Below are 26173 nucleotides of genomic sequence, written 5' to 3'. Positions count from 1 at the left end.
CTGCGTGGCCTATGCCCGCTAGGATGCGTCGGGTCGTGTGCGGTCTTCGCAATTCTTTCACGCACCGGCGGCCGTTTCGAAAAGGCGGCACGGACATCACCGCTTGGTCGGTGGAACGTCCTGCAAGGAGGCCAAGGCGTCGCGCAGTCCTTTGTGCGTCGCTTCGGAAACAGGGCGTGGACGTTCACGGTTCTGCGGCATTGGGGAATGCAGCGGGGTCGTGATGGTCTTGATGGTCACTGCGGTGGCCTTCAGTCCGATGGATCGGGCGGCATCCAATAATTGGGTCTCGGCAAGCCGCAACTTGGCATGCCAGACAGGTGAATCAACCAGAAAAACGAGCTGTTCGCCTCGGACATTGGCCAACCGGCAACGGGTGGCCAGATGAGGCGGTAACAGGGGGCGCAACTGCCGGTCCAGCGCATCGAGCCACAAGGCGCGACGCAAGGGGTCGCCAGCCTTTTCACCCAACGCGGCCTCGATGGCCGGTTGTGGAGCGGAAGGGTTGCGTGCGTTGGACTTGGGCTTGGACATGACACTCATATGGCGTTGAAGAAAGTTGTAATCAAATCTCGGCAAACCCGGACCCAGCGTGTGGTCCGACAGTTCCAGGGCTTCGCCGCAGATCGACCGATGGTAGTCCTCGGCGCGGTGTTGGGCCTGGGGATGTTGATCGGCGTCGGTGCCAGCACCGCCACCGGCATGGTGACCAATTCCGCGCTGCAGGCCAAGGTCGCGCAGCAGCAGGTCGAGCTGGCCCAGGCGCAGCGCGCTTCGCAGGCGCAGGTCAATGCACTGGCCGCGCGCATGGGTGAGCTGCAGGCGCAGGCCACCCGCCTCAATGCCTTGGGCGAGCGGCTGACCGAAATGGGCAAGTTGAAGGACGGCGAGTTCGACTTCGATGCGCCGGTCGGCGTCGGTGGCGGCGATGAGCCGGTCAGCGACATGCCGGTGGAATCGCTCAAGGAGACGCTAGGGCAAGTGGAACAGCAGTTCTCCGCCTCCGGCCAGCAATTGAACGTGCTTGCCTCGCTGATGTTCGATCATCAGCTCGAGCAGAATTCGGTGCCCTCGCGGATGCCGATCCGCAACACCTACATTACCTCGGGCTTCGGCGGCCGCGCCGATCCGTTCGACGGTGGTTCGGCCTTCCACAAGGGTGTGGACTTCCACGCCAACGTGGGCGACCCGGTGATGTCGGTCGCCGATGGCGTGGTCAGCTACGCCGGCGTGCGCGGCGGCTATGGCAACGTGGTCGAAGTGGACCACGGCAATGGCTACGTGACCCGCTACGCGCATAACTCGCGGCTGGTGGTGAAGGTGGGCGATCTGGTGCGCGCCGGCCAACAGGTGGCCAGGGCCGGTTCCAGCGGCCGTTCTACCGGCGCACACGTGCATTTCGAGGTGTGGGCGGACGGGCGGGTGGTCAATCCGCGCAAGTTCCTGGGCGACACCAACACGCCGGTGGGACGCCGCGGGCGCGGTTGACGAAGGCCCGCTCAGCGCTTGATTCGTGAAGGCCCGCCCCAAGCTACAATAGGGTGTTGCCATCGACAGGGCGCAGTGCGCCCTGTTTCGTTTACGGCGGCCGGGTCTTGGGGACCGGCGTCGGTCAAACCGTTCCTTTTCAACCGGTTTCTTCAATGATCAACAGTCTGCTTACCCGTGTCTTTGGCAGTCGTAACGAACGCCAGCTGCGCCAGCTCACCCGCCTCGTCACCCAGATCAATGCGCTGGAGCCGACGATCGAGAAGCTCTCCGACGCCGAGCTGCAAGCCAAGACTCCGGAGTTCAAGCAGCGACTTGCCGCCGGCGAGTCCCTGGACAAGATTCTTCCCGAAGCCTTTGCGGTCTGCCGAGAGGCCAGCCGCCGCGTGCTCGGCATGCGTCATTACGATGTGCAGCTGATCGGCGGCATGGTGTTGCACCTGGGCAAGATCGCCGAGATGCGCACCGGCGAAGGCAAGACCCTGGTAGCCACGCTGCCGGTGTACCTCAATGCGCTGCAGGGCGAGGGCGTGCACGTGGTCACGGTCAACGACTACCTGGCGCGCCGCGATGCCGCGCAGATGGGCAAGTTGTACAACTGGCTGGGCCTGAGCGTGGGCGTGGTGTATCCGGGCATGCCGCACAGCGACAAGCGCGAGGCCTACGGCAGCGACATCACCTACGGCACCAACAACGAATTCGGTTTCGATTACCTGCGCGACAACATGGCGCTGTCGCGCGCCGATCGTTACCAGCGCAATCTGCACTACGCCATCGTCGACGAAGTCGACTCGATCCTGATCGACGAAGCGCGCACCCCGCTGATCATTTCCGGCCCGGCCGACGAATCGCCGGAGCTGTACATCCGCGTCAACCGCATCGTGCCGCAGCTGACCAAGCAGGAAAGCGAAGAGGGCGAGGGCGATTACTGGATTGACGAGAAGGGCAAGCAGGTGCATCTGTCCGAGGCGGGCATGGGCCACGCCGAAGAACTGCTGATGCAGGCCGGCATTCTCGAAAATGCCGAAGATGGCCTGTACGCCGCGCAGAACCTGAGCGTGGTGCATCACCTCAACGCCGCACTGCGTGCGCATGCGATCTACCAGCGCGATGTGGATTACATCGTGCGCGATGGCGAAGTGGTGATCGTCGACGAATTCACCGGCCGTACGCTGTCCGGGCGTCGCTGGTCCGATGGCCTGCATCAGGCGGTCGAAGCGAAGGAAGGCGTGCCGGTACAGCGCGAGAACCAGACGCTGGCCAGCATCACCTTCCAGAACCTGTTCCGCATGTACAAGAAGCTGTCCGGCATGACCGGTACGGCCGACACCGAAGCCTACGAATTCCAGAGCATCTACGGCCTGGAAGTGGTGGTGATCCCGACCAACCGCCCGACTGTGCGCAAGGACCATCCGGACCAGGTCTTCCTCAACCGCAAGGGCAAGTTCAATGCGGTGCTGGCCGATATCGAAGACTGCGCCAAGCGCGGTCAGCCGGTGCTTGTGGGTACCACCTCGATCGAAACCTCGGAGATGCTGTCCGAGCATCTGCGCAATGCAGGTGTGAAGCACGAAGTGCTCAACGCCAAGCAGCACGAGCGCGAAGCCACCATCGTGGCCAACGCCGGCCAGCCGGGTGCGGTGACCATCGCCACCAACATGGCCGGTCGCGGTACCGACATCGTGCTGGGCGGTTCGCTGGAAACCGAGCTGCACGGCATGGGCGAGGACATCAGCGACGAACAGCGCCTGCAGGCCAAGACCGAATGGCAGCGCCGGCATGACGCGGTCAAGGCGGCCGGCGGCCTGCACATCATCGGTACCGAGCGGCACGAGTCGCGCCGTATCGACAACCAGCTGCGCGGCCGTGCCGGTCGTCAGGGCGACCCGGGTTCCTCGCGCTTCTATCTGTCGCTGGAAGACAACCTGATGCGCATCTTCGCCTCGGACTGGGTCCAGAAGGCGATGCGCATGATGGGCATGAAGGAAGACGACGTCATCGAAGATCGCCTGGTCAGCCGGCAGATCGAAAAGGCGCAGCGCAAGGTGGAAGCGCACAACTTCGACATCCGCAAGAACCTGCTGGATTTCGACGACGTCAACAACGATCAGCGCAAGGTGATCTACGCCCAGCGCGACGAATTGCTGGACGCCGAATCGGTCAAGGACAACGTCGACGGCATCCGTGGCGATGTGATCTATGACCTGGTCGCCCGCTTCGTGCCGCCCAATTCGGTCGACGAGCAGTGGGACCTAAAGGGTCTGGAAGCCACGCTGGAATCGGAACTGGGCATGCCGCTGGCGCTGAGCGAGATGGCGCGTACCCAGGAAGAGCTGGACGCCGAGCAGATTGCGGCCAAGGTGCAGGCAGCGGTGGATGCGCACTTTGCCGAGAAGGAAGCGGCGGTGGGCAACGACACCATGCGCGCGTTGGAGAAGCACGTGATGCTGACCGTGCTCGACCAGGGCTGGAAGGAACATCTGGCCAAGATGGATTACCTGCGCCAGGGCATCTATCTGCGCGGGTATGCGCAGAAGCAGCCCAAGCAGGAATACAAGAAGGAAGCCTTCGAGCTGTTCTCCGAGATGCTGGAGAACGTCAAGCGCGAAGTGATCAACCTGCTGGCGCGCGTGCGCATCCGCAGCGAAGAAGAAGTGGCCGAGCTGGAAGAGCAGGAGCGTCTGCAGGCGCAAGCGCGCTTGATGGCTTCGCAGTTCCAGCATCAGGACGCGGGCGGTTACGGTGCCGACGAGGAAGTGGAACAGATGCAGGGCGGCAGCGCACCGGTGCCGGTGTCGCAGGTGACCCGCGACGAGCCCAAGGTGGGCCGTAACGATCCGTGTCCGTGCGGTAGCGGCAAGAAGTACAAGCACTGCCACGGTCAACTCAGCTGAGCTGAGTTGACCGTGGTGCAGCCCGTGGAGCGGGCTGCACACCCAGTGTCCGCGTAGCGGACGCTGGGTGCACGGTATTCCTCCGATCCCCGCGTCTTTGGCGCGCCCTCTTACCAAGGGGGCTCTACTGACGGAGGGGATTCGTGGGGCTTGTTGAGAAGCGTGAATTGTTTGAACAGCGGTATTGAATGTCGGAGGCTGCGTGCAAGGCCTGTCTCCCGATTCCGTTTGCGTTTGGCGAACTTCCTACCAAGAGCCTTGTTTGCAGAGTCGGTAGGCATTTGTCTGGAAAGCATGGCTTAAGGGCGAGGAGGGCACGCTTGGCGGGCTCTACCCCGGTGAGCGTCAGCGCGGCGTATGCTCATTCCACGTCCTGCGTGGAGTGCGGTCATGTCGCTGTCCAGCCAGCAACTGAAAGTGTTCGTGCCTGCGCGCGACTACGCGGTGTCGCAGCGGTTCTATCGCGCGCTGGGCTTCGTGCAGGAAGACGAGGTGGGCAACGTGACCTGCTTCCGGCATGGCACGCACTGCGCGTTTTTGTTGCAGGATTTCTATCTGCGCGAGCTGGCCGAGAATCTGATGCTGCACCTGTGGGTGGACGACGCCGATGGCTGGTGGCAGCACGTGCACGACACCGGGCTGGGCGAGCACTTCGGGGTGACCTGCAGTGCGCCGGAAGATCGACCATGGGGCGCACGCGATTTCACCTTGCACGATCCCAGCGGAGTGCTCTGGCGCATCGGGCATCCGCTGTAGGGCCGGGATTGGAGATTAGGGATTAGGGATTGGCAGAAGCACATATGCTGCGCTTTGACCAATCCCGAATCCCTAATCCCCAATCCCCGCCCTCAAGCGATTGCACTGAACCGCTCACTCGCGGCACTCTTGTGCCCATGCCCGATTCTCTAAGATCCATCCACGTCGTTGCCGGCGTGATCACCGACCCTCGCGGCCGCATCCTGCTGACCCGCCGCACCGAAACCCGTGACATGCCCGGCCTGTGGGAGTTTCCCGGCGGCAAGCGCGAACCCGGCGAAACCTCCGAACAGGCGCTGGTGCGCGAACTCAATGAAGAGCTCGGTATCGAAGCGCAGGTCGGCGAGTGGCTGATGGATGTGCCGCAGTTGTACCCGGACAAGCGGCTGCGTCTGGAAGTGCGCCACATCACCGCATGGAAAGGCAGCCCGCGCGGGCGCGAAGGCCAGGCGATGACCTGGGTGGCCGCAGACAAGCTGACCCGCTATTCGATGCCGCCGGCCGACGTGCCGGTAGTGGGGGCATTGCGCCAGCCCGACCGCTATCTGATCACGCCCGAACCCGACGACGAGATGCTGTGGCTGGAAGGTCTGGAGCGTGCGCTGCAAGATGGCGTTACGCGCATCCAGTTGCGCGCGCGGCAGGCCGAGTCCGTGCGCTGGCAGGCATTGCTGCAACAGGTGATGCGCCTGCGTGGTCGTGCGCGCGCGCAGTTGCTGCTCAATCGCGACATCGCGTTGGCTGGCGAACTCGGCATCGGTGTGCATCTGGGATCTGAGCAATTGGCCGCACTGCAACAGCGCCCGCTGCCGGCCGAACAGCTGGTTGCCGCTTCGTGCCACGGACTGGAAGATCTGCGTCACGCACAGCGCCTGGGCTGCGATTTCGCGGTACTGGGTCCGGTGCAGACGACGACCTCGCATCCGGGTGCGACACCGTTGGGATGGAACGGTTTCGAAACCTTGCGCGAGCAGGTCTCGCTGCCAATCTATGCACTCGGCGGCATGCAGGTCGACGACCTGCGCGAAGCACGTTCGCATGGTGCGCAAGGCATCGCAGCGATTCGCTCGCTCTGGCCGCAGTGATTGCACCGTCGGCGACCCTGGTGGTGTTCGGCGGATTGCCGGGCGTCGGCAAGAGTTCCATTGCGCAGCTGCTGCTCACGCACTGCAATGCGATGTATCTACGCATCGACACCATCGAGCAAGCGCTGCGCGACAGCGGTGCACTCGCTGAGGACGTCGGGCCAGCCGGCTATCTGATTGCCTACGCCATTGCAGAGGCGAATCTGCGCCAACGCCAGGTGGTGGTCGCCGATAGCGTCAATCCCTTGCCGGTCACCCGTGAAGCGTGGCGCGATGTGGCGCGTCGCACCCAAAGCCGCCTGCTGGAGATCGAAGTGGTGTGCAGCGATCGCGACGTTCATCGGCAGCGCGTGGAATCGCGGCATAGCGAAATCCCCGGACTGCGCACGCCGGAGTGGTCGTCCGTACTTGCGCATGACTATGTGGCCTGGACCGAGCCGCATTGGGTGATCGACAGCGCGGTGCTGAGTCCAGAGCAAGCGGTTGCAGAGATCATGCGTCGGTTTGCTGCTTAGTCTGAAAGCGTTTGGCCAGCTGTGTGCCTGCGTGCGGGCAACGTCATTTGAGAGGGCTGTTCGAAGCAGAGACGGTCATGGCAGCCCACACGTGCGATAGACCGATGCAATCTCGCGGCCATTTTGAGAACTGCTGACAGTGCGTAGCGAGCAGTCGTAACGCAGGTATGGAGGGCATCACAGCGCGGTAGATGCCGATTCCGAGCGCTGGCGGCGGCCGCCCGGCGATGAGTGCAGTCGTTTGTGAGCGGCTTTAAAACGTCACCCAGAAGCAGTTGTACTGCCGGCGCAGGCGCAGCACGCTGCGTGCGGGGGTGCCGCTGGGGAGGTTCTGTTCCAGGCGGAGGCCCCACGGTCGTGGGCGGCTTGGAGTTGCGGGAAGCGGGGCGTCGATGGCGCTGCCGTCCAACGATGGAGCGGCTGTGGCTGTGGCTGTGCTGCCGGCCTCGGCTTCCCAGGTTGGTGTCTCGCTTTGCGGATACATCGGGACGATATCCAGCAACGGGCGTTGCACGATCGCTTCCAGGCGACTCAAGACCTGGTTGGCAGCGGCATCGGACTGCCCGCTCCAGAGGTAGAGGCTGGAGAGCCGGTTGACGTCGCGGCTGTCCACCGCCAGTTGCAGCAATGACACCAGTTCGCTCAGCCGACGCGGGCAGCCGTAGCGATACAGGCCGGTGTTGCCTTGCGTGCGGGTGGCCGGTGGCGGACGCGAAGCGGCGCCGACGTCTTCGCAGCGGCGGTCGGTGAACATGGTCTGCCCATCCGGCGTGACGCAGCGGCGGATCTCCTGCGCCTGCACGCGCGTGGCGGAGCCAAGGCAGAACAACAGCAACAAAGGCAGCAGGAGGCGAGGCATCGGCGGAGCGTAGCCGGGGGCGTGTGAGCTGGCGAGATACGTGCGCGCGCAGGTGTGCGTGCGATACCGGCCGGTCACGCGTTCAACCTCGGCAGCACGCGTGCGCATCAGGGCCTGCGCGTCGGTGTGCGACGTGCTGTGGTTGTGATGCAAGGCCGGCCAAACGCGCGCCAGCAGCGCACGCGCGCGCAAAGCCCGCACTCAGCGCCCGAGCAGTTGCAACACCTGCGTGGTCGGCTTGGCGAGGTTGAGCGTGTAGAAGTGCAGGGCCGGCGCGCCGCCGGCGATCAGGCGTTCGCACACCGTGGCCACCACTTCCGCACCGAAGGCGCGCACCGCATCGGCATCGTCGCCGTAGGACTGCATCTTCTTGCCGATCCAGCGCGGAATCTCCGCACCGCATTGCTCGGAAAAACGCCGCAGCTGCGAAAAATTGGAGATCGGCATGATGCCGGGGATGATCGGGATCTCCACGCCCATGCGCTGCACCGTGTCGCGGAAATGAAAGTACGCATCGGCGTTGTAGAAGTACTGGGTGATCGCCGCATCGGCGCCGGCATCTACCTTGGCCTTGAAGTAACGCAGATCGCTCAGTGCGTCGGTCGCCTGCGGATGGGTTTCCGGATACGCGCCGACTTCGATGCGGAACGCATCGCCGTGTTCGGCGCGGATGAAGGCAATCAGGTCCGAGGCATAGCGCAGGTCGCCCGGATGGCCCATGCCCGAAGGCAGATCGCCGCGCAGCGCGACGATGCGGGTGCAGCCGATCGCGCGATAGAGTTTGAGCAGTTCGCGGATTTCCTCGCGGCTGCCGCCGACGCAGGACAGATGCGGGGCGGCTTCGAAGCCATGCTTCTGCTTGAGGTGACGCACTGTCTCGGAGGTGTAGCTGAGCGTGGAGCCGCCGGCACCGAAGGTGCACGACACGTACTCCGGCGCGTAGCCCTTCAACCTGGCCGCGGTGCGGTCCAGCTGCGCGCGCTGGTCGTCGGTCTTGGGCGGGTAAAACTCGAAACTGAGATGCGTCATCGCGGCGGGTCCGGCAGAGCGTGCGCGCATAATATCGCTTCATCGCGATGAATGCATATTTGGTTGCGGGCGTCCCGACTTTCGCGTTCGCCGTCATGTGGGCATCCGGGTGCAGGCGTGATATCCGAATGGTTTCGGCTGCTTGCGCTAGGGCCTCACTACCTAGCGCAAGCGGTAAGCTTCAAGGCACCCCACGCCACTTGATCGGAGCGCAACATGCAAGAAGAGGAAATGGATGTCATCGCCGAATCGTTGGGCCGCATCTGGGTCGCGCTGGCGCGCAGCGTCGGCGACCTGGCGCTCGCCCTGGCCGAGCAGCCCGGTGTGGATGGCGACAAGTTGCTGAGCGACTTCGCTGCGCGCCTGCCGTCCGGGCAGGATGACGGCACCTCGAAGGTGTTCGAGGCGATTCGCCAGTACATCGACCAGGGCGTCGCTCCCAGCGAGGAGTGATGCGTGCCACGCGCGTCTGCGTCGGTGTAGGCGCGCGTGGCGATTCATGGGGTCTAGCGCTGCGCAGCATCGCTGCCCACCTGCGCCAAACGTTGACGCCTGCATGCCTACACTGGGCGCACTTTCTACGGAGCGCCTTGCATGAGCGACACCACGATGACCGCCATCGCCATCCGCGATGGCAAGGGCGATGCGGATGCGCTGTACGTCAGCGAGCAACCGCGCCCGCGTCCCGCGCCGGGGCACGTGTTGATCCGCGTGCACGCCGCCGGCATCAATCGTCCCGATCTGCTGCAGCGTGCCGGCCACTATCCGCCGCCGCCCGGCGCGCCGGAGACGCTTGGGCTGGAAATCGCAGGTGAAATCGTGGAGCCGGCTGGGCGCTGGAAAGTGGGCGATCGCGTGTGTGCATTGCTGGGCGGCGGCGGCTACGCGCAGTACGCAGCGGTCGACGCGCGCCATGTGCTGCCGATTCCGGCCGGCATGGATCTGGTGCACGCCGCCGCATTACCGGAAACCATCTTTACCGCCTACGCCAACCTGTTCGAGCACGGCCGGCTCGCGGCCGGCGAGTGGCTGTTGCTGCATGGCGCCACCTCCGGGATCGGCGTCACCGCGATCCAGATGGCCAAGGCCGCCGGCGCGCATGTATTGGCTACCGCACGTTCGGCGGGCAAGGCGGCACAGGCGCGCGAACTGGGCGCCGATGTGGCGATCGACTCCACTGCCGAATCCTTTGTCGCCGTAGCCAAGGCGCACGGCGGTGTGGATGTGTCGCTCGACATGGTGGGCGCGGCGGTGTTCGCCGATACCCTGGAGGCGCTCAATCCGCGCGGGCGCATCGTCTACATCGCCTCGCAGGCCGGTTCGACCATCGAGGTGCCGATTCCGCTGCTGATGCGCAAGCAGGCCATCCTCACCGGTTCGACGCTGCGCCCGCGCAGTGCCGACGAAAAGGCGCGTCTGGCGGCGGAAGTGGAGCGTGTGGTCTGGCCGTGGATCGCGCAGGGCAAACTGCGCGTGCTGCTCGACAAGCGCTTCCCGCTGAGCGAGGCCGCTGCGGCGCATCGCTATCTGGAACAGGGCAGCCACCTGGGCAAGGTGGTGCTGGAGATGTGACTGCCTGCGGTCAGCTGCCTGGCATGCGCGTGTGTCAGGCAGGCGATGCCTGTCGCGGCGGGAGGTTGTCGGATAGCGCATTGCAATGCGCATCCGAGCGGGTTTGGGTATGGATCAATCCACCGCACGCCCGCTTCACGATGCTTCAGCGCCAGGCTGTCTTCGCCGCCGGGCCGGCCGTAGCCGACCCTGATCGGGCGTGCCTGGCTCCAGATCGGACCACACCCGCACATAGCCGAGCGCGCCGAGCACGGCGTCGTAAAAGCGCGCGGTAATGGCCGTCCTTGCACGGCCACCACGCGTCGCAGGTATAGCAAAACAAGCAGGAGCGATGTCTCGCGGCGAGCCGCACCCTGACCGTACACTGCGTGCTCGCGTGCAGGGCTGCGGAGCTGCATTGCGCCATTGCCGCGTTAGCCCCGCGCAATCGCTTGCTTCATGCGATCGAAGCGGCGCTGTCACTTCCACATCAGCACGAAGGTTTCGATGAAGCATCCAGACGCATTGCGCATTGCCCTTGTCGGTATCGGCAAGATCGCTCGTGACCAGCATGTGCCCACCATCGCCGCGCGCGAGGATGTGCAACTGGTCGCCACCGTCAGTCGGCATGGCACGGTCGATGGCGTGCCGGGCTATCACACGTTGGAAGAGGCGTTTGCTGCGCATCCGCAGATCGAGGCAGTGGCGTTGTGCACGCCACCGGTCGGGCGCCATGCGCTCGCCCAAGCCGCACTGAGCGCTGGCCGCCATGTGTTTCTGGAAAAACCCCCCGCCGCCACGCTCGCAGAAATCGATGATCTACGTGTAGTGGCGCAGCGTGCGCAACGCAGCCTGTTCACCAGCTGGCATTCGCGGTGTGCCGCCGCTGTGGAGCCTGCGCGGGCGTGGTTGGCCGACAAGCAGATCCTGCGCGCGCACATCACCTGGAAAGAAGACATTCGCCATTGGCATCCGGGGCAGGACTGGATTCTGGAGCCGGGCGGCATGGGCGTGTTCGATCCCGGCATCAATGCGTTGTCCATCGTCACGCATCTGTTGCCACGCCCCTTCGCGCTGCGCGAGGCCGAGTTGCATACGCCGGAAAACCGCCAGGCACCGCTATACGCCAAGCTCGCCTTTATCGATACCGCGGGTGTGCCGGTGACGGCCGAATTCGACTTCCTGCAAACCGGTCATCAGCGCTGGGATATCGAGGTGGAAACCACCGCAGGCCTGCTCATGCTCAGCGAGGGCGGTGCCAAGCTCAGCATCGATGGCCAGGCGCAGGCAGTGGATGCGGCCGGCGAGTACGACGGCTTGTATCGGCGCTTTTTGCAGCTGGTGCGCAGCGGCGAGTCGGAGGTGGATGTCGCGCCATTCGTGCACGTTGCCGACGCGTTTCTGCTGGCTGCACGCAAGATTACCGCGCCGTTTGCCTGGTAGTCGGTCGCGCTCTCCAGGATGCTGCAACATTGCAAACACCGGCCATTGGCCGGTGTTTTTTTTTGCGTCAGAGACCGCGCGTTCCCACGAGCGTATTCCAGCGAATCGGCAGCAAACGCCTCGGGTAGACACTTCTGCTGCCGGCATGTCTCAGCGACTGTCCAGCACCGCCTCTTCCTGCCCGACCGTGGCGGTAGTGGTCACGCCATTGGCTGAAGTGGAATGACTTGCAAGCTTGCGCATCGCAGGTGCGATCTGCGCGCGGAAGCGCCTGACCACCCATGCCTCGTCCAGCAGCGAAAACGCAAAGAAGCCCAGCAAGGTACCGGCGACCAGCGTGGGTGCGTGCACAAACGTGCCGGGCAGCAACAGGCTCAGCCACAAAAAGATATTGGGCGAGGTCTGCAGCAGATGGATGTCCGAGGCGATGGCCGCACTGATGCGCTTGCCGGTCACCACCTGGTGCGCGTGCAGATACAACGCGCTGCCCACGCGGCATGCCATCAATAGCGTAAACGGCAGCAGCAATGCAGCCCATGCCTGCCAGCCGCCATGCAGCAATGCATCGGCCAGCGCCGCTCCGTCGGCGCGCAGCGAGACCAGCAAGGCCATCGGCACCATCGTCAATGAGCCAACCCAGCCCCAGTTGGTTGCGAGCTTGCCGGCTGCGACCGGGCGCGCACGCCGCCAGCCCTGTGCGAGCAAGGAGGGCAACGCCAAGGCAAGCAACAGCACCACGAAAAAGCGCTCCAGCGCATGCGCGTTACCCAGTACTTCATGGTGGTCCACATACAACACCAATAACAGCACCGGCAGTAGGATCGACAGCACCAGCGTGTAGCGTGCCGCAAAAAAGTAATCGCCACCGCGCGCCAGCGAGAAGGTCGGTACCGACAAGGCGGGCGGCACGATCAGCAGCAAGCCGATCACATGGATCCATTCGTTCTGGAAGTGTGTGAGCAGGAACATGGCACACAGCGCACGTGCCACGCTGATGATGCTGAGTGCGATGTTTTCCGGACCTCTGGTCAGGCACAGAGCGCCCGGTTCGATACGCACCGACAGGAAGAAGGCATTCGCTGCCAGCAGCGCGACGATGGCGGTGGTGGTGACGACATGCGGAAGACTGACGCCCAGGCACGACAGTGCGAAGCCGCTGATTGCCGCGAGCAACATCCATTGCAATAGGTGGATCTCGGTCTGCTCGCCCAGGTAATTCATGCGCGAGGAGCTGCGCGCGGTCATCTGCTTGAGTTCGTCCCACGACAGCGGGCGCGAATTGGGCAGGCGGAAGTCGATGTACTCGGCAGGGGGCAGGCCAGAGGCAATCAGCGCGAACACTTCGACGATGTACTTGTGCGCCACCACCAGGACCTGCTTGCCTTGTCGATCCAGCGGTGCCAGCACGGTGTCGTAGTAGTGCTTGCAACGCGCATACATGTCCATCCAGTGTTCGCCATCGGGTGGCGCTCCATCAGCGTCGTGAAAGCAGGCGTCGTAGAGACGGTGGCCGATCGACTTTTTGATCAAGGTCTTGTTCTTGCCGGCGAAAATGCCGAAATCGCGCTCCACCAGGGCGGCGCTCGAGCGCACCTGCGGGTTGCCTTGCGCACCCTCCAAGATGATGGCCGCTGTGGCCTGTGCACGCTCCAATGTGGACACATGCACTTCGTCGAAACGTAATGCGCGTTGGCGCACGTAGCGTGCTGCCTGCTGTGCCTGGCGGCGGCCGAGCGGCGTGAGCGGTGAGTTCTGCGCACCGGCAAAATAGTTCTGTTCGTTGGCGAGCGACTCACCATGGCGCACGAAATAGAGAGGCATCGCATTGCTCCGGTCTGCTGCACGGTTCATCGAGACTGAGGCGTCGCTGCCTGAAGTAAGGCGGCGTTGCCTCATCGGGGGATAGCTGCGGCGCATGCGATGTGCTGATCACACTGCATGCGTCGAGTTGCCCCCGTAGGTCCGGCGAACAAGCGGCTTCGTTGCAGGCGCGAGATTTCTTTTTTCAATCAATGCGAGTTGAACGCGAGCGCGCGTTGATGGTGCTGCGATATTTCGCTCCCTCTGCGTTGCCGCATCACGTGTGCGAGCGTTACTGAAAACATAGGAAAACTATGCAAATTATTCGGGAGATAAAATCGTCCGCACGCGATGACGCGGCAGAGGCACTGTGTCGATCGCACCATGAAGGCGTATTTTCAAGTTCAAAGGTGCGCAACAGATCACCTTGTCGTGCGATGAGAACAGTGGCGTGTGGCGTACTCGCCTGGATTGTCTCGCAACTCAACGACGCCAAAGACGTGCCCCGCGCGCCGGCAGGGGGATGGGCATGACGTGTGCCATCCAGGCGTGGCCGGCCGATGAAGCAGATGCCCCCGGTAAACGCGCCGAGCACCAGGACCACGCGCTGGCCGCTAAACTATGCCCACACCCACCTGCCGACCCATTCCCATGCGCAATCCACTGCAAGAACAACTGCTCAAGGCTGGCCTGGTCAAGAAGGCCCAAGTGGACAAGGTCGCACGCGAGCAGCTCAAGCAGCGTCACGCCAAGGGCGCAGCGGTGGCGCCGGCAGACGTGGACAAGGTGGACACCGCGCGTCTGCAGGCCGAGCGCGCCGAACGCGACCGCGCATTGGCCGAAGAGCGCAAGGTGCAACTTCGGCGGCAGGAGGTGCTGGCCCAGGTCCGGCAGATCGTGGAGACCAGCAAGGTCAAGCGCGAGGGCGAGATCGACTACCGTTTCAACGACGGCAGCGTTATCCGCAGCGTGCTGGTCAATCCCACGCTGCGCAGCCAGTTGGCCAGTGGCGCACTGGTGATCGCACGCCACGGCGACGGCTTTGAGCTGATTCCACGCGCAGCCGCCGACAAGGTCTACAGTCGCGATGCGGACACCGTGGTGCTGGACCATGGTCGCAGCAGCGCTCCGGCAGCGACAGACAGCGACGATGACTATTACAGCCAGTTCAAGGTGCCGGACGATCTGATCTGGTAAGTGGCTGGTTTTTGGTTCAAGCGCCTCTGCTCGCTTACAGGCAATGTCTTGGGGATACCATCGTGAAAGTGGCGCGTTGGTCGGTCGCACGTAATCTCCAGACTTAAGAAGACGCAAAGTCTTTTGCCCGACAGCTCATCCGTAGCGCTGCAGAGCGCTTGGCTGAAAGGCTTGCGGTGCGCTGAGGTTCGTGATTGGATCCGACGGGCATCGCTACCGGGTTAGTTGCCGTGCGATACAACACTCGATGTCTCCGCCAATTGCCTGCTGGTCGATCAGGAAGGTAGCCATGTTGGACGGTGCACGTATTTTGATTCAGATCCCCGCGTACCGGGATCCGCAACTCGTGCATACCCTCGACAGCATCTTCGAGCAGGCGGCTAATCCCGATCGTCTGCATGTTGCGGTGTGTTGGCAGTGCGCACCGCGTGACCGGTTGCCGCCTCGCTATGCCGACATGCCTGGGTTGCGAATCGATCGGGTCGATTATCGAGATAGCCGTGGCGCCAATTGGGCGCGGCGGCGCGCACAACGTCAGTGGCGCGATGAGCCCTACTCCTTGATCATCGATTCACATCTACGCTTCGCATTGCATTGGGACCGTAAGCTCATTGCGATGTTGGAGGGGCTGAAATCGATAGGTATCAAGCGCCCCGCATTGACCTGTTACCCGCCGGATTTCGATCCGCAGACGTATCCGGTCGGCAGGTCGCAAGTGCCGATGAAAATCTACAAAGAAGCGTATATCGATGGTGTACTCGCACACTTTGCCGGATTCGAGCTGCCGTTATGGCGCTGGCTCAAAGCGCCGATCCCCGCGCAGTTCATGGCGCTGGGATTTCTGTTTACCGAAGGCCGCTTCAATCGCGACGTTCCACTCGATCCCAACGTCTATTTCTTCGGTGACGAAATCACCACCGGTCTGCGCGCTTACTGCCATGGTTACGACTTGTTCCATCCGCATCGCGTGCTTGCCTGGCATGCCTACGATCGCAGTACACGTCGTTGCCACTGGGAAGATCATGCTGCCTGGCGTGCGCGCGACCTTCGATCGTTCGTTCGCGTCCGTCGCATTCTGTCCGGACATGCCTACCGTGATTATCCACTGGGTACGCGTCGATCCATTGCCGGATACGAACGCTGGATCGGCATGCCGTTACTGTTGAAGGAGTCGTGATGCGCCGGTCAGCGCAGCATGCTGAAGTGGCACAGACGGACCCGTGCAGCGTGGAAGAGAGGATCATCGTTGTGGATGAGTTTCTGTCGCCACTGCAATGCCGGCAATTGCTGGGCGAACAGAATGGTGGCGAATGGATCGCAAGCGCCATTTTGCAGGGAAATGGTTCGACCATGACCGGTGGCGGGCGCAAGAGCGATTCATTGGTGCTGCCCGGCCAAGTAGGGATCGTCAACGCGCTGGTGCGCGATATCGAATCCCGGCTCCAGACGATGTTTGCGATTCGGCCGGCTGATCTCGAACCGTGGCAGATGACCCGTTATCGACGCGGAGATGCCTACGACTACCACCTCGATTGCGGCGTGCCGCATCCCAGTGGCGAGCGCAAGCGCACATTGCTCATCGTTCTGGAGCAACCTGCCCGTGGTGGTGCCACCCATTTTCGAGCCTTGAATCGCAGCATCCAGCCGCTCGTCGGACGCTTCGTGCTGTGGCGCAATCTGCTGCCCAACGGCCGTTGCAACCATGCCATGATCCACGCGGGTCGCCCTGTCTGGCAGGGATGCAAGACGATCCTGACAACCTGGGAACACCTGCGGCCTTATCACGCGTCGTAACAGGAAGATCGCCATGGCAACCAGCAAGGACGACAAGATCGTCAAAGACATCATCAAGCGTTACGGCGGCACGCTCGATCTGAAGAGCAGCCCGTATCTGATCGTAGAGATCATCCGGCAATTCGGTCCCCAGCTCGGTGGAGGCGTCGCCGCGTCGTGTCAGCCGCCCGGTGGTACCAAGCCGGGTGATCTTTCGGACCTGATCAAAGAATTGAAGGTGAAGATGCAGGAAGTGACCCGCCTGTCTGTCGCTTTGGAGAAATCCATCAAAGTGACGGCTACGGTAAAACCGAAAGTCAGCAAAAAGTAGCGCCTGCATGCGGCTTCAATGAAGTGCCCGTTGTCTCTCAGTCATATCTCTGCCGGCATGTTTTTGCTGATCACGTGAACGGCTACTCACGGCCGTCGTCGTAGGTATGTGCCAGGTGACATGCGCCGTCAACACCTTGTTCGACGAGCGCAATACTGCCTAAAGCCACGCTGACATCGGCAAGGCTGTGTGCACGCTCCATCAGGTCATCAGAATCGCCAGCTGCATGGCGTGGATGTCGCAGCGTGATATGCGCGCCACGCGGCGTTGCGTGGTGCTTAAGAATGAAACCTCTGGGACGGTTGTGTTGCGAGGTGCACTGAGTCGGCCGCAACAGCGCGGCGCCATCTACGGGGACATGCGGCATACCGTGTCCGGGCCGGAAGCGTAAGAATGGAAGGCTACGGTTACGCTGCAGTTGTGCGGTCGGGCCGTGCTTGCGCAACGCCGGACACGTTACCCTGGCACTTCCGTGGCTTGCCCAATCTTGAATGTCCATCGTCCTGACCCAATTCGCCCGTACCCGCCTATTCCCACGCGAGCGTCGTCGCAATGCCATCCAGGACTGCACGCCCGAGCAGTTCATTCAGCGGATCAACGATGAGACGCCGGTCCGCGTGATCGAAGGCTACGCGCCGTTCTGCCAGCTGCATGTGCACCGTAACTGGACCTCGACGCGCTGCCTCACTGCGCCGATTTCCGACGACAACCGCCACCAGTTGCGCTCCAGCTATGAAGCACGCAGCACACAGGAGTTGCCGGTGCTGGTTCGCTGGTTCGAAGGCGTGGAGCCCCCGGTGGCGGTGTATCTGCTGCCGATTCTCTACAGCCGCGATCAGCTGGCCAAGGAAGGCGCGCCGATCGATGCCGAGTGGGGCGTTGTCGGTTGTCTCTACACCGCCGAGCCGGAAGAAATTCCGATGGCACCGATCACCATGCTGCGTAATGCACTGGGCGTGGAAGAGGGTGGCTCCGGTGTGGCATTGGACCGCGATGCCTACCGGCGCAGCGTGGCGTTTTGGGAGGCCAATGCGAATTGGCGGCCGTAGCAGGCAGATGGCCTGCGCCGTATCGGGCGAATTCGCGCGGCAAAGAAGGACGCGCTGCGCTTGAACTCAGGCGGGTCGGCGGCGCTGTGTCGCCGACCGGCCGCAGGCGCTTCCTTTCGCCGAGCGTAACGTTCGGCTGCAGAATCGAGCTGCGCTGATTTCGGACTCAGTGCAGCTCGACATGCCGATGGCTGTTAGAACCGGTATTCGGCATTCACCGAAGCCATGTCTGTGCTCAGATCGACATCGAATTTTTTGGCGTTGTAATGGTCGTAGTTGGCGCCGATGCTGAAGTGCTCGCCCAGGTTGTAGCCTACGCCAGCGCCTGCATACCACGATAGCTTGTCCAGGTCGTCGCGGTCCGACACGGTGTCATTGCTCAGGCCCTGGCCCTTCCAGCCATACAGCCCGCCACGCATGCTGGCATACCACTTGTCGCCCAGTGCGAAGCGCTGATTCAACCCGGCCGTCCAGCCACGCAGCTGGCTTTCGTCTTCCACGACCGCGTCACCGTTGAAGAGATTCTTCGCCTGGATATTGCCAAGATCGTTGTAGCCCGCTTCCAGGCCTATCGATAACCACGGAAACAACACGTTCCAGCGGTATCCGGCGGAGACGTTGTAGCCGGTATCGCTGCCATCGTAGGGCCCGCTCTTGAGCGAGGTGCGGCCGACCCCGCCATTGACGAACCAACCCGCACCGTCGCCGGATGCGGACTGCGCAAAGACATCGGATGCGGCCGTCAATGCCAGCCCCGAAAGGGCCAGTGCGACGAGGGTGTTTTTCATGAGCATGTCTCTTCAGAGTGCGATGACAAGGAGTGATGCACGCAGTCATCCTGTGAAACGGCATCAGCGTGGCAGCGCGACGTTATCCCTCAGAGTTTGGAAAGTTATTGGCTGCCGCTGCGCGCTGCCGGGTTGTCGCAATGTCGTCCGGGGATCCATACCGTGCAGTCGCTCGTCCAACGCTGCGCGTCTGCACGCAATCGTCGGCGGCGCGGCTCTGATCATTGCAAGGGTGAGTGCGGGGGAAGGCTCGGCCCGCTGCCTGGCGACGCCGATTAGCGATCACTGCGGCGCGCAGCAGCAACTCCTCCAGCGGCGCCTCGCCTATCACCGAACAATAAGCACCGGCGTTGATGGGTTGATTGGATGGGGTGACGCTGTCGGTTCGTGATGCCGATGCCAGGTTGCCCAGTCGCTAGCCAATGCCAAGCGCTGGTTGGTCGGGTCGGCTCCAGGTGATGGTGCGTATCGGTCCGTGGACCAAGCCTGCGTCACGCAGCTGGCAAAAAACCGCCGCTGGTGGCCAGCCTCCCGGCGCATCGCCGAATGGCAGCTGCAGCGATTGCAGATGGCTTAGCGCCGCCGCAAGGGCCTGCTTTGACGTGTAGGCAATGGCAACCCCATCATCGGTTGCTGTCCCCACCGCGAGAAGCCGCTCGCGCACAGGGCCGGTCGAACACACGACACGGATGCAGTCGTCGAGGACGGCTTCTACGTGCTCCAGACGGGCTTTCAACGGTAAGTCCACTGCTGCGTTACGTGATGCCAATCCTACCTCCCCTGACGTGGCGTCGCCCCCATGACGGACTCGAACCCGTGCTGCCTCCGGGGAGTCCTATTGCTGGAGATGGAACGTCTGCAAGCACCGATCGTGACGCAGCGTGTATGTGCCGGTGTACTATGAATCGATTGACCGACGCCCATCCGTCAATCGGCGGTCCATTCCCACCAGGGGTAATGGTATTCGCGGTCGGTGGCGCGCCAGGGGCGGCCGCAGCGGGTGCAGGCGACGTGGTGGCACTCGCCCCAGCCATCGTCGGCTACTTCCAGCCCGAGCAGCTGCATCTGCCTTTGGTCGATCAGGCGGCGGGGGTCGAAGAACAGGTAACCGGGATTGAGCGCACACAGGCAGCCCGCCCGGGCGTGCCAGAAGCGCAGGCGCCGCACGGCGGCGATGAGGTGCACGCTGTTGATGAGCGGCAGGCCGCCGAACTGCAGGCGCTGGCTGCTTCGCTCTATCCGCTCCGCATGCGCTGCCAGTGCATCGAGCACCGTTGTGTCGAACATCTGCGCGACCTCGTGCGCGGCATCGGCGATGCGCGCACCGTCACGTGACAGCAGGGCCTGCAGCAGGGTATCGGCCTGCGTATCGGCCAGGCGGGGAGCAGGGGCGGACCACGGCCAGCGCATCAGCGCGGTTTGCCGATTTGCACGCAACGGCCGGCGTTTGCGCGCAAGCAGGTCGGACGACGCCCAGTGCACTCCCAGGCCGCGCCGCACGGCACCGAACTGCCGGTGCTTCGTCTGCCGCGGTGGACCGACGCTGTCGAGCAGATAACCGGTGGCGCGCTGTGCGGCAACATTTGCATCCATCGCGGACTTCTTGAACCCTGTCGCGTCTGCCAGTGCCTTCATGTCCCGCCGCGCGGCCGACGTCATGATCGCTGCCGGCAGTTCATGGGTTTCGCTGTTGCCCAGCAGGGCTTGAACACTTGCGTCGGTTCCAGGCTACGGTTTTCCACGGCTTCGCCTCGCGTAGGGTTCGGCGTGGGCGTTGTGCACGTAGTTGCGCACGGTGTGGGCGATCTTTTCGCGCTGGACCAATGTAATTTCGGGAGCATGGGCGCATTTTAACGCAGCGTCTTGGGCGTCCAGGTCGAGTCCCTGTCCGGGGGGGGGGGGCTGGCAACGGGCCTCCTGTTTGGCCACCGATGGCGCTTCCGCATCGCGGTCGCCGCGCCACTGCGATAATGGCCGCCAGATCCTGCCTGGAACCCGAGCATGCGCGCTCCTCAACGTCTTCATGGTTTGACGCTGGACACCGCCGTCTGCGCAGGTCCCTATCCGCCACAGGGCTTTTGGACGATCGCCGAAGGCGCGCTCGGCAACGGCGATTGTTTCGGTCTGTATTGGCCGTTGGGCTGCGAAGGCGAAACGCCAGTGGTGTGCGAGATGTTTCATGATGAAGGGCGCATGGTGTTCAGTCATTCGTCGCTGGATGTATTCGCGCAGTGGCTGGACATCAACCATGTGCTGGACGAGCAGGCCTGGGACGACGAGAGTTGGGACCCACGCGCGCATGATGTTCCGGATGTGGATTCGCCGTTGCCATTGATCGAGCGCGCGCAGCTGCATGTGCAGGCAGGAGAGCCGTCCGAAGCGATCGAATTGCTGCAGGCGGCATGCCGTCGCTTCCCCGAGCTGCAGCGGGCGTGGACGATGCTGGCAGTGCAGCACAGGCGTCTGGGGCAGCACGAGGCTGCGGTGGATGCGGCACGTGCGGCGATCCTGGCCAACTGGGCGTTCGGTATTCCCGATCCAAGCGTGCTGCGTCTGCTACGTGCGGCCGAAGCAGGCAATGATCCGGTGCTGGCGATGGTCCAGCAAATGGAGTTTGCGTTCGGCGGGGCCAAGACCAACCCGGACTATGCAGCGATGCAGGTCTGCATCGACCGTTGCTGGGAGGTGGGCGATCACTTGGCTGCATTGCGTTTGACGCAGAATCGCTGCTACGCATTGCGTGGCGAAACCGTGTCGTTCCAGCAGCGCGAAGGGTTTGACCAGGCGTCCTGGCAGCGTGACTTCGTCGCGCAGTGCCGCAGCGCGCTGCGCGACGACCGGCAGGGCATGTAACGACGTATCGGGCCCGCATCTCCGCATGGCATGCGGCGTAAACGCAGAACGGGCGCCTTTCGGCGCCCGTTCTGCAAATGATCAGCACTGACGGCCGCTGGCCGTCAGCCTCCATGATCAGTAGCGGTAATGATCCGGCTTGTACGGACCGGCCACATCCACGCCCAGATACTCGGCCTGGTCCTTGGTCAAAGTGGTCAGCTTGACGCCGATCTTTTCCAGATGCAGACGCGCAACTTCTTCATCCAGGTGCTTGGGCAGGATGTAGACCTTCTTCTCGTAGCTGTCGCGCTTTTCCCACAGGTCGATCTGCGCCAGGGTCTGGTTGGCGAACGAGTTGGACATCACGAAGCTCGGGTGGCCGGTGGCGCAGCCCAGGTTCACCAGGCGGCCGTCGGCCAGCAGGAAGATCGCGTTGCCGTTGCCGAACACGTACTTGTCCACCTGCGGCTTGATGTTGATCTTCTCGACGCCCGGCAGTGCGTTCAGCGCATCGACCTGGATCTCGTTGTCGAAGTGGCCGATGTTGCACACGATGGCCTGATCCTTCATCGCCTGCAGGTGCTCGACGGTGATGATGTCCTTGTTGCCGGTGGTGGTGACATAGATGTCGCCGCGGCCCAGTGTGGATTCGATGGTGTTGACCTCGAAGCCTTCCATCGACGCTTGCAATGCGCAGATCGGGTCGATCTCGGTGACGATGACGCGGGCGCCATAGGCGCGCAGCGATGCGGCACTGCCCTTGCCGACGTCGCCGTAACCGCAGACCACCGCGACCTTGCCGGCCAGCATCACGTCCATCGCGCGCTTGAGGCCATCGGCCAGCGACTCGCGGCAGCCGTAGAGGTTGTCGAACTTGCTCTTGGTGACCGAGTCGTTGACGTTGATGGCCGGGATCAGCAGCTTGCCGGCCTCGGCGATCTGGTACAGGCGGTGCACGCCGGTGGTGGTCTCTTCGGAGACGCCCTTCCAGTCCTTGACCACGCGGGTCCAGTACCCCGGGCGCTCGACGGCCACGCGCTTGAGCAGCGCCTTGATCACGCCTTCTTCGTGCGAAGCAGCCGGCTCGTCGACCCAGGTGCTGCCGTTTTCGAGCTCATAGCCCTTGTGGATCAGCAAGGTGACGTCGCCGCCGTCGTCCACCACCAGTTCCGGACCGGTCTGGGTGCCGTCGGGCAGGGTGAAGGTCAGCGCGTCCAGGGTGCAGTCCCAATACTCTTCCAGCGTCTCGCCCTTCCAGGCGAACACCGGCGTACCGCTGACCGCGATGGCGGCGGCAGCGTGATCCTGGGTGGAGAAGATGTTGCACGAGGCCCAGCGCACGTTGGCGCCGATGTCCTTGAGCGTTTCGATCAGCACGGCGGTCTGGATGGTCATGTGCAGCGAGCCGGTGATGCGCACGTCCTTCAGCGGCTTGCTCTGCGCATGCTTGCGGCGGATCGACATCAGGCCCGGCATCTCGTGCTCGGCGATGTCCAGCTCCTTGCGGCCCCAATCGGCCAGGGAGAGGTCGGCGACCTTGTAGTCAGTATGTGGGGCGATTTTCGTGACAGCGTTCATGCAATAGCTCCGGTAAGCAGATCAATGTCTGCAATTCGGGGCGCCGTTGAACGATGAATGCTTGTCGAGCCTGGCCGTATTGCCTGCACGGTTTGTGCAGTTGGCGGATCAGTCCGCCATACCGGTCGCAGCGCCCCTCGACGAGAGCGTTGATTATATCGGCAGCCCCCCCCTCCGGCATGAATTGGCCGGCATCAATTGGCATGACCCCCAACCAACGGCAGGGGAGTCGCCGACCAACGGCTGCTATGGTCCAGGGTCGATCGAGACCGGGGACGGACAATGCAGGCAAAGCGGAATGCGCAGGGCAGGCGGCAGTACACGTGGGCGTGGGCGGGCGTGTTGGCGCTGAGCGCGCCGCTGCTGGCATCGGCGGCCAGCACGCCAACTGTGCAACCCACTGCGGCGGCCAGCGGGTACCAGTTGCCCTCCAAGGCGCTGCAGGCGGTGGTGGACGCCCCGCGCGCGCCACTGCTGCACATCTCGCCGAAACGTGATCTGGCTGCGATGCTGCAAATGCCGGCGCTGCCGGATATCGCCGAGGTCGCCCAGCCCGAGCTCAAGCTGGCCGGTCTGCGCATCCATCCCAAGACCTTCGCCAGCAGCCGGTTTGCCTTCGCCGGCAAGCTGTGGCTGCTGTCGGTAGCCGACGGCAGCGAGCGGCAGATTGCCGGGCTGCCGTCGCCACTGTCGCTGGCCACGTTGAGCTGGTCGCCGGATCAACGCTACCTGGCGTTCCGCCGAGAGGATGCGACCAGCGGTGCAAACGAGCTGTGGCTGGTGGATGTGGCGGCCGGGCAGGCGCGGCGTCTGGTGGCCGGCTTGAACACCAGCGTCAACGACGAGTTGGGCTGGTTGCCCGATGGCAGCGGGCTGCTGGTTCAGCAGCAAGTGGCAGGGCAGGGCGCGCCGCCCACGCGCGATGCGGTGCCGGACGGTCCTGCGACCCAGCAGACCAGCGCTGCCGCCGGCGTGCGCTCGCTGCCGACCTATCAGGACCTGCTGCGCAACGAGGCCGATGCGCGCGTATTCGAGTACTACGCCACCGGCCAGCCGATCATCGTCACGGTGAGCGGGCAGGTCCGCCCGATCGCCGCGCCCGGTATCTACCTCAACCTGTCGGTGTCGCCGGATGGCCGTTACATCCTGAGCGAACGTAGCGAGCGGCCGTTCTCGTATGTGGTGCCGGTGGACAATTTCGCGCGTCGCATCGAAGTGCTGGACCTGCAGGGCAAGCTGGTTCGGCAGATCGCCAAGCTGCCGCTGGTGGAAGGCCTGCCGACCGGCAACGACGCAGTGCCCACCGGCGTGCGCGACATCGCCTGGCGCGTTGATGCACCGGCCACGTTGGTCTGGGCCGAGGCGCAGGACGGCGGCGACCCGGCACGCGCCAGCAAGATCCGCGATGCGGTGCTGATGCAGGCCGCGCCGTTCGCGCGTGCACCGGTGACGCTGGCGCAGTTGGGCAGCCGGTTTGACGGCATCCAATGGGGCCGGGGCGATCTGGCCATTCTCAGCGAGAGCTGGTGGAAGACCCGCCGCACCAAACAGTGGCGCATCGCACCGGATCAGCCGCGGCGCGCACCCGAATTGCTGTGGGACCGTTCCTCGCAGGACCGCTACAACGACCCCGGCACGCCGGCGACGGTGGCCGACGGCAAGGGCCGCGCGCTGCTGCAGACCGGTGCCGATGGCAACAGCCTGTTCCTGCTCGGCAAGGGCGCCTCGCCGGAAGGCGACCGCCCGTTCGTGGATCGCTTCGATCTGCAGAGCAAACGCGCCACGCGCCTGTTCCATTCGCAGGCACCGACCTATTCCGCGCCGTTGGCGTTGCTGGATGCGCAAGGCACGCAGTTGCTGCTCAGCCGCGAATCGCCTGAAGAACCGGCCAACTATTTCGTGCAGACGCTGGGCAATGCAGCGGCTGCGCCGCGTGCGTTGACGCATTTCGCGCATCCCCTGCCGCAGTTGCGCGGCGTGCAGAAGGAGCAGATCCGCTACAAGCGCGCCGATGGCGTGGACCTCACCGCCACGCTGTTGCTGCCGCCCGGTTACGACCCCAAACGCGACGGCCCGCGGCCGCTGCTGATGTGGGCCTACCCGGGCGAGTTCAAGAGTGCCGACACCGCAAGCCAGGTCACCGATTCGCCGTACCGCTTCAATGCGATCAGCTACTGGGGACCGCAGGCGTTTCTGGCGATCGGTTATGTGGTGCTCAACAACCCGACCATGCCCATCGTCGGCGAAGGCGATGCCGAGCCCAACGATACCTATGTGCCGCAGTTGATCGCCGATGCGCAGGCCGCCGTGGACGAAGTGATGCGACGCGGTGTCACCGACCGCGAGCACATCGCCATCGGTGGGCATTCGTACGGCGCCTTCATGACCGCCAATCTGCTCGCGCATACGCGGTTGTTCAAGGCCGGCATCGCGCGCAGTGGTGCCTACAACCGCACGCTCACGCCATTCGGTTTTCAGGCCGAAGAACGCAATTACTGGCAGGCGCAATCGGTGTATCAGGCGATGTCGCCGTTCAACTACGCCGACAAGATCAAGGACCCGCTGCTGCTGATCCACGGCCAGGACGACAACAACACCGGCACCTTCCCGATCCAGAGCGAGCGCATGTTCGCTGCGATCAAGGGCCTGGGTGGCAACGCGCGCCTGGTGATGCTGCCCAACGAGTCGCATGCCTACCGTGCGCGGCAGTCGATCCTGCAGATGCTGGCCGAGAGCGAGCAGTGGTTGAAGACCAATCTCGGCGAGCCGGTACCGGTGAAGGAGACCGGCGCTACGCGCCCGCGTTGATCGATCGTGCGCTGGCACCCGTAGGAGCGCGCTCGCGCGCGATGAGGCGTCACCGATCAAGCTTCGTCGCGCCCGGGTGCGCTCCTACGGTGGATGCGGCCGCCGCGCGTCCCGGGAAGATTCGCTGCGGCGTCCACACGATTCTCGCGATCACCCGTAGGAACGCACCTGGGCGCGACGGGGCATGACCAGGACAGCCACACCGCGGAGGAGCGGGCTTGCCCGCGACGGGGCATTACCGGGAAAGCCACGTCGCGCGCGAGCGCGCTCCTACGAGAGCCATCGATAGGGGGCTCTGGTACGCGATGGTTGGCGTTGAAACCGTCGCGCTTGTCGCAACCATCTAATCCTTTTGGGTTAGTCTTCGACGACTTTGCGCTTGAAGAGGGTGTGC

At 63.6% G+C, this 26173-nt stretch carries 23 protein-coding genes, 1 pseudogene and 1 riboswitch; of the genes and pseudogenes, 15 read left to right on the top strand and 9 right to left on the bottom strand.

What is annotated here, in order from left to right; translation table 11 throughout:
- Positions 1-96 precede the first annotated feature (96 nt).
- A complete protein-coding gene (locus AC1KVG_RS03470) occupies positions 97-543 on the bottom strand; it encodes a DciA family protein (RefSeq protein ID WP_006448957.1) in 447 nt (148 codons plus the stop codon).
- Here AC1KVG_RS03470 and AC1KVG_RS03465 point away from each other — a divergent pair, their 5' ends adjacent.
- The 5 genes from AC1KVG_RS03465 to AC1KVG_RS03445 all read left to right on the top strand — a co-directional run bounded on the left by AC1KVG_RS03465 (position 544) and on the right by AC1KVG_RS03445 (position 6738).
- Positions 544-1488 carry a M23 family metallopeptidase gene (locus tag AC1KVG_RS03465; protein WP_006448958.1) on the top strand — a complete coding sequence of 315 codons (945 nt, stop codon included), beginning with the start codon at positions 544-546 and terminating at the stop codon, positions 1486-1488.
- Between the two features lie 155 nt (positions 1489-1643).
- Positions 1644-4382: a preprotein translocase subunit SecA gene (secA, locus tag AC1KVG_RS03460; RefSeq protein ID WP_481093517.1), complete on the top strand. Its 2739-nt coding sequence runs from the start codon at positions 1644-1646 to the stop codon at positions 4380-4382.
- A gap of 390 nt (positions 4383-4772) precedes the next feature.
- On the top strand, positions 4773-5138 hold the full coding sequence (locus tag AC1KVG_RS03455; protein ID WP_481093516.1) for a VOC family protein: 366 nt from the start codon (positions 4773-4775) through the stop codon (positions 5136-5138).
- Between the two features lie 137 nt (positions 5139-5275).
- A complete protein-coding gene (locus AC1KVG_RS03450) occupies positions 5276-6223 on the top strand; it encodes a Nudix family hydrolase (protein WP_481093515.1) in 948 nt (315 codons plus the stop codon).
- Positions 6220-6738, top strand: a complete 519-nt coding sequence (locus AC1KVG_RS03445) for a P-loop nucleotide/nucleoside kinase family protein (protein ID WP_481093514.1) — start codon at positions 6220-6222, stop codon at positions 6736-6738. The genes AC1KVG_RS03450 and AC1KVG_RS03445 overlap by 4 nt, the downstream gene beginning before the upstream one ends.
- Before the next feature lie 253 nt (positions 6739-6991).
- On the opposite strand, the gene AC1KVG_RS03440 is transcribed toward AC1KVG_RS03445, so the two are convergent.
- Together AC1KVG_RS03440 and metF are read right to left on the bottom strand one after the other, a co-directional pair.
- A complete protein-coding gene (locus AC1KVG_RS03440) occupies positions 6992-7597 on the bottom strand; it encodes a hypothetical protein (protein ID WP_481093513.1) in 606 nt (201 codons plus the stop codon).
- Positions 7598-7798: 201 nt separating this feature from the next.
- Positions 7799-8626: a methylenetetrahydrofolate reductase [NAD(P)H] gene (gene metF / locus AC1KVG_RS03435; RefSeq protein ID WP_023903044.1), complete on the bottom strand. Its 828-nt coding sequence runs from the start codon at positions 8624-8626 to the stop codon at positions 7799-7801.
- A gap of 216 nt (positions 8627-8842) precedes the next feature.
- Between metF and AC1KVG_RS03430 the strand changes: the two genes are divergently transcribed.
- Both AC1KVG_RS03430 and AC1KVG_RS03425 read left to right on the top strand, forming a co-directional pair.
- Positions 8843-9079 (top strand): hypothetical protein, encoded by a 237-nt coding sequence (locus tag AC1KVG_RS03430; RefSeq protein WP_023903043.1) that lies wholly within the window; start codon positions 8843-8845, stop codon positions 9077-9079.
- A 141-nt stretch (positions 9080-9220) separates the two neighbouring features.
- Positions 9221-10198, top strand: a complete 978-nt coding sequence (locus AC1KVG_RS03425) for an NAD(P)H-quinone oxidoreductase (protein WP_104552280.1) — start codon at positions 9221-9223, stop codon at positions 10196-10198.
- 131 nt (positions 10199-10329) lie between these two features.
- On the opposite strand, the pseudogene AC1KVG_RS03420 reads toward AC1KVG_RS03425, so the two are convergent.
- Positions 10330-10510, bottom strand: a pseudogene (locus AC1KVG_RS03420) (hypothetical protein); the annotation flags it as partial.
- Positions 10511-10684: 174 nt separating this feature from the next.
- On the opposite strand from AC1KVG_RS03420, the gene AC1KVG_RS03415 reads away from it, so the two are divergent.
- Positions 10685-11620: a Gfo/Idh/MocA family protein gene (locus tag AC1KVG_RS03415; protein ID WP_481093512.1), complete on the top strand. Its 936-nt coding sequence runs from the start codon at positions 10685-10687 to the stop codon at positions 11618-11620.
- A 150-nt stretch (positions 11621-11770) separates the two neighbouring features.
- Here AC1KVG_RS03415 and AC1KVG_RS03410 read toward each other — a convergent pair whose 3' ends face one another.
- Complete coding sequence (locus AC1KVG_RS03410) at positions 11771-13441, bottom strand: histidine phosphatase family protein (RefSeq protein ID WP_481093511.1); 1671 nt, start codon at positions 13439-13441, stop codon at positions 11771-11773.
- 630 nt (positions 13442-14071) lie between these two features.
- Here AC1KVG_RS03410 and AC1KVG_RS03405 point away from each other — a divergent pair.
- The 5 genes from AC1KVG_RS03405 (at position 14072) to AC1KVG_RS03385 (ending at position 17770) form a co-directional block, all read left to right on the top strand.
- Entirely contained in the window at positions 14072-14617 is a 546-nt protein-coding gene (locus AC1KVG_RS03405) for a DUF2058 domain-containing protein (RefSeq protein WP_115039803.1), read from the top strand.
- 289 nt (positions 14618-14906) lie between these two features.
- Positions 14907-15794 carry a GlcNAc-transferase family protein gene (locus tag AC1KVG_RS03400; RefSeq protein WP_481093510.1) on the top strand — a complete coding sequence of 296 codons (888 nt, stop codon included), beginning with the start codon at positions 14907-14909 and terminating at the stop codon, positions 15792-15794.
- A 50-nt stretch (positions 15795-15844) separates the two neighbouring features.
- Entirely contained in the window at positions 15845-16411 is a 567-nt protein-coding gene (locus tag AC1KVG_RS03395) for a 2OG-Fe(II) oxygenase (RefSeq protein WP_481093509.1), read from the top strand.
- A gap of 13 nt (positions 16412-16424) precedes the next feature.
- On the top strand, positions 16425-16721 hold the full coding sequence (locus tag AC1KVG_RS03390) for a hypothetical protein (protein ID WP_481093508.1): 297 nt from the start codon (positions 16425-16427) through the stop codon (positions 16719-16721).
- 491 nt (positions 16722-17212) lie between these two features.
- Positions 17213-17770, top strand: a complete 558-nt coding sequence (locus AC1KVG_RS03385) for a DUF3228 family protein (protein ID WP_481093507.1) — start codon at positions 17213-17215, stop codon at positions 17768-17770.
- Between the two features lie 194 nt (positions 17771-17964).
- On the opposite strand, the gene AC1KVG_RS03380 is transcribed toward AC1KVG_RS03385, so the two are convergent.
- The 3 genes from AC1KVG_RS03380 to AC1KVG_RS03370 form a co-directional block, all read right to left on the bottom strand.
- A complete protein-coding gene (locus tag AC1KVG_RS03380; protein WP_481093506.1) occupies positions 17965-18558 on the bottom strand; it encodes a porin family protein in 594 nt (197 codons plus the stop codon).
- A gap of 415 nt (positions 18559-18973) precedes the next feature.
- Entirely contained in the window at positions 18974-19294 is a 321-nt protein-coding gene (locus AC1KVG_RS03375; protein WP_481093505.1) for a hypothetical protein, read from the bottom strand.
- 191 nt (positions 19295-19485) lie between these two features.
- Positions 19486-19968 (bottom strand): hypothetical protein, encoded by a 483-nt coding sequence (locus tag AC1KVG_RS03370; RefSeq protein ID WP_481093621.1) that lies wholly within the window; start codon positions 19966-19968, stop codon positions 19486-19488.
- 591 nt (positions 19969-20559) lie between these two features.
- Here AC1KVG_RS03370 and AC1KVG_RS03365 point away from each other — a divergent pair.
- The gene (locus tag AC1KVG_RS03365; RefSeq protein WP_481093504.1) at positions 20560-21411 is read left to right on the top strand and encodes a tetratricopeptide repeat protein; all 852 of its coding nucleotides are present in this window, start codon (positions 20560-20562) and stop codon (positions 21409-21411) included.
- A gap of 117 nt (positions 21412-21528) precedes the next feature.
- Here the strand turns inward: AC1KVG_RS03365 and ahcY are convergent, their stop codons facing one another.
- Complete coding sequence (gene ahcY / locus AC1KVG_RS03360; RefSeq protein WP_481093503.1) at positions 21529-22971, bottom strand: adenosylhomocysteinase; 1443 nt, start codon at positions 22969-22971, stop codon at positions 21529-21531.
- A gap of 31 nt (positions 22972-23002) precedes the next feature.
- A riboswitch (S-adenosyl-L-homocysteine riboswitch) is annotated at positions 23003-23116 on the bottom strand.
- 137 nt (positions 23117-23253) lie between these two features.
- Between ahcY and AC1KVG_RS03355 the strand changes: the two genes are divergently transcribed.
- Complete coding sequence (locus AC1KVG_RS03355; protein ID WP_481093502.1) at positions 23254-25779, top strand: S9 family peptidase; 2526 nt, start codon at positions 23254-23256, stop codon at positions 25777-25779.
- The last annotated feature ends 394 nt before the right edge of the window (positions 25780-26173 follow it).

Source organism: Xanthomonas sp. NCPPB 3959 (assembly GCF_056675575.1).
Note: the sequence above shows the minus strand (reverse complement) of the source record. Positions and strands in the feature narration are given on the sequence as shown.

Excerpts from the sequence above, each read along its gene's own strand:
- AC1KVG_RS03470 (WP_006448957.1), bottom strand. The coding sequence starts at position 543 with ATGAGTGTCATGTCCAAGCCCAAGTCCAACGCACGCAACCCTTCCGCT.
- AC1KVG_RS03465 (WP_006448958.1), top strand. The coding sequence starts at position 544 with ATGGCGTTGAAGAAAGTTGTAATCAAATCTCGGCAAACCCGGACCCAG.
- secA (WP_481093517.1), top strand. The coding sequence starts at position 1,644 with ATGATCAACAGTCTGCTTACCCGTGTCTTTGGCAGTCGTAACGAACGC.
- AC1KVG_RS03455 (WP_481093516.1), top strand. The coding sequence starts at position 4,773 with ATGTCGCTGTCCAGCCAGCAACTGAAAGTGTTCGTGCCTGCGCGCGAC.
- AC1KVG_RS03450 (WP_481093515.1), top strand. The coding sequence starts at position 5,276 with ATGCCCGATTCTCTAAGATCCATCCACGTCGTTGCCGGCGTGATCACC.
- AC1KVG_RS03440 (WP_481093513.1), bottom strand. The coding sequence starts at position 7,597 with ATGCCTCGCCTCCTGCTGCCTTTGTTGCTGTTGTTCTGCCTTGGCTCC.
- metF (WP_023903044.1), bottom strand. The coding sequence starts at position 8,626 with ATGACGCATCTCAGTTTCGAGTTTTACCCGCCCAAGACCGACGACCAG.
- AC1KVG_RS03430 (WP_023903043.1), top strand. The coding sequence starts at position 8,843 with ATGCAAGAAGAGGAAATGGATGTCATCGCCGAATCGTTGGGCCGCATC.
- AC1KVG_RS03425 (WP_104552280.1), top strand. The coding sequence starts at position 9,221 with ATGAGCGACACCACGATGACCGCCATCGCCATCCGCGATGGCAAGGGC.
- AC1KVG_RS03415 (WP_481093512.1), top strand. The coding sequence starts at position 10,685 with ATGAAGCATCCAGACGCATTGCGCATTGCCCTTGTCGGTATCGGCAAG.
- AC1KVG_RS03410 (WP_481093511.1), bottom strand. The coding sequence starts at position 13,441 with ATGCCTCTCTATTTCGTGCGCCATGGTGAGTCGCTCGCCAACGAACAG.
- AC1KVG_RS03405 (WP_115039803.1), top strand. The coding sequence starts at position 14,072 with ATGCGCAATCCACTGCAAGAACAACTGCTCAAGGCTGGCCTGGTCAAG.
- AC1KVG_RS03400 (WP_481093510.1), top strand. The coding sequence starts at position 14,907 with ATGTTGGACGGTGCACGTATTTTGATTCAGATCCCCGCGTACCGGGAT.
- AC1KVG_RS03390 (WP_481093508.1), top strand. The coding sequence starts at position 16,425 with ATGGCAACCAGCAAGGACGACAAGATCGTCAAAGACATCATCAAGCGT.
- AC1KVG_RS03385 (WP_481093507.1), top strand. The coding sequence starts at position 17,213 with ATGTCCATCGTCCTGACCCAATTCGCCCGTACCCGCCTATTCCCACGC.
- AC1KVG_RS03380 (WP_481093506.1), bottom strand. The coding sequence starts at position 18,558 with ATGAAAAACACCCTCGTCGCACTGGCCCTTTCGGGGCTGGCATTGACG.
- AC1KVG_RS03370 (WP_481093621.1), bottom strand. The coding sequence starts at position 19,968 with ATGCGCTGGCCGTGGTCCGCCCCTGCTCCCCGCCTGGCCGATACGCAG.
- AC1KVG_RS03365 (WP_481093504.1), top strand. The coding sequence starts at position 20,560 with ATGCGCGCTCCTCAACGTCTTCATGGTTTGACGCTGGACACCGCCGTC.
- ahcY (WP_481093503.1), bottom strand. The coding sequence starts at position 22,971 with ATGAACGCTGTCACGAAAATCGCCCCACATACTGACTACAAGGTCGCC.
- AC1KVG_RS03355 (WP_481093502.1), top strand. The coding sequence starts at position 23,254 with ATGCAGGCAAAGCGGAATGCGCAGGGCAGGCGGCAGTACACGTGGGCG.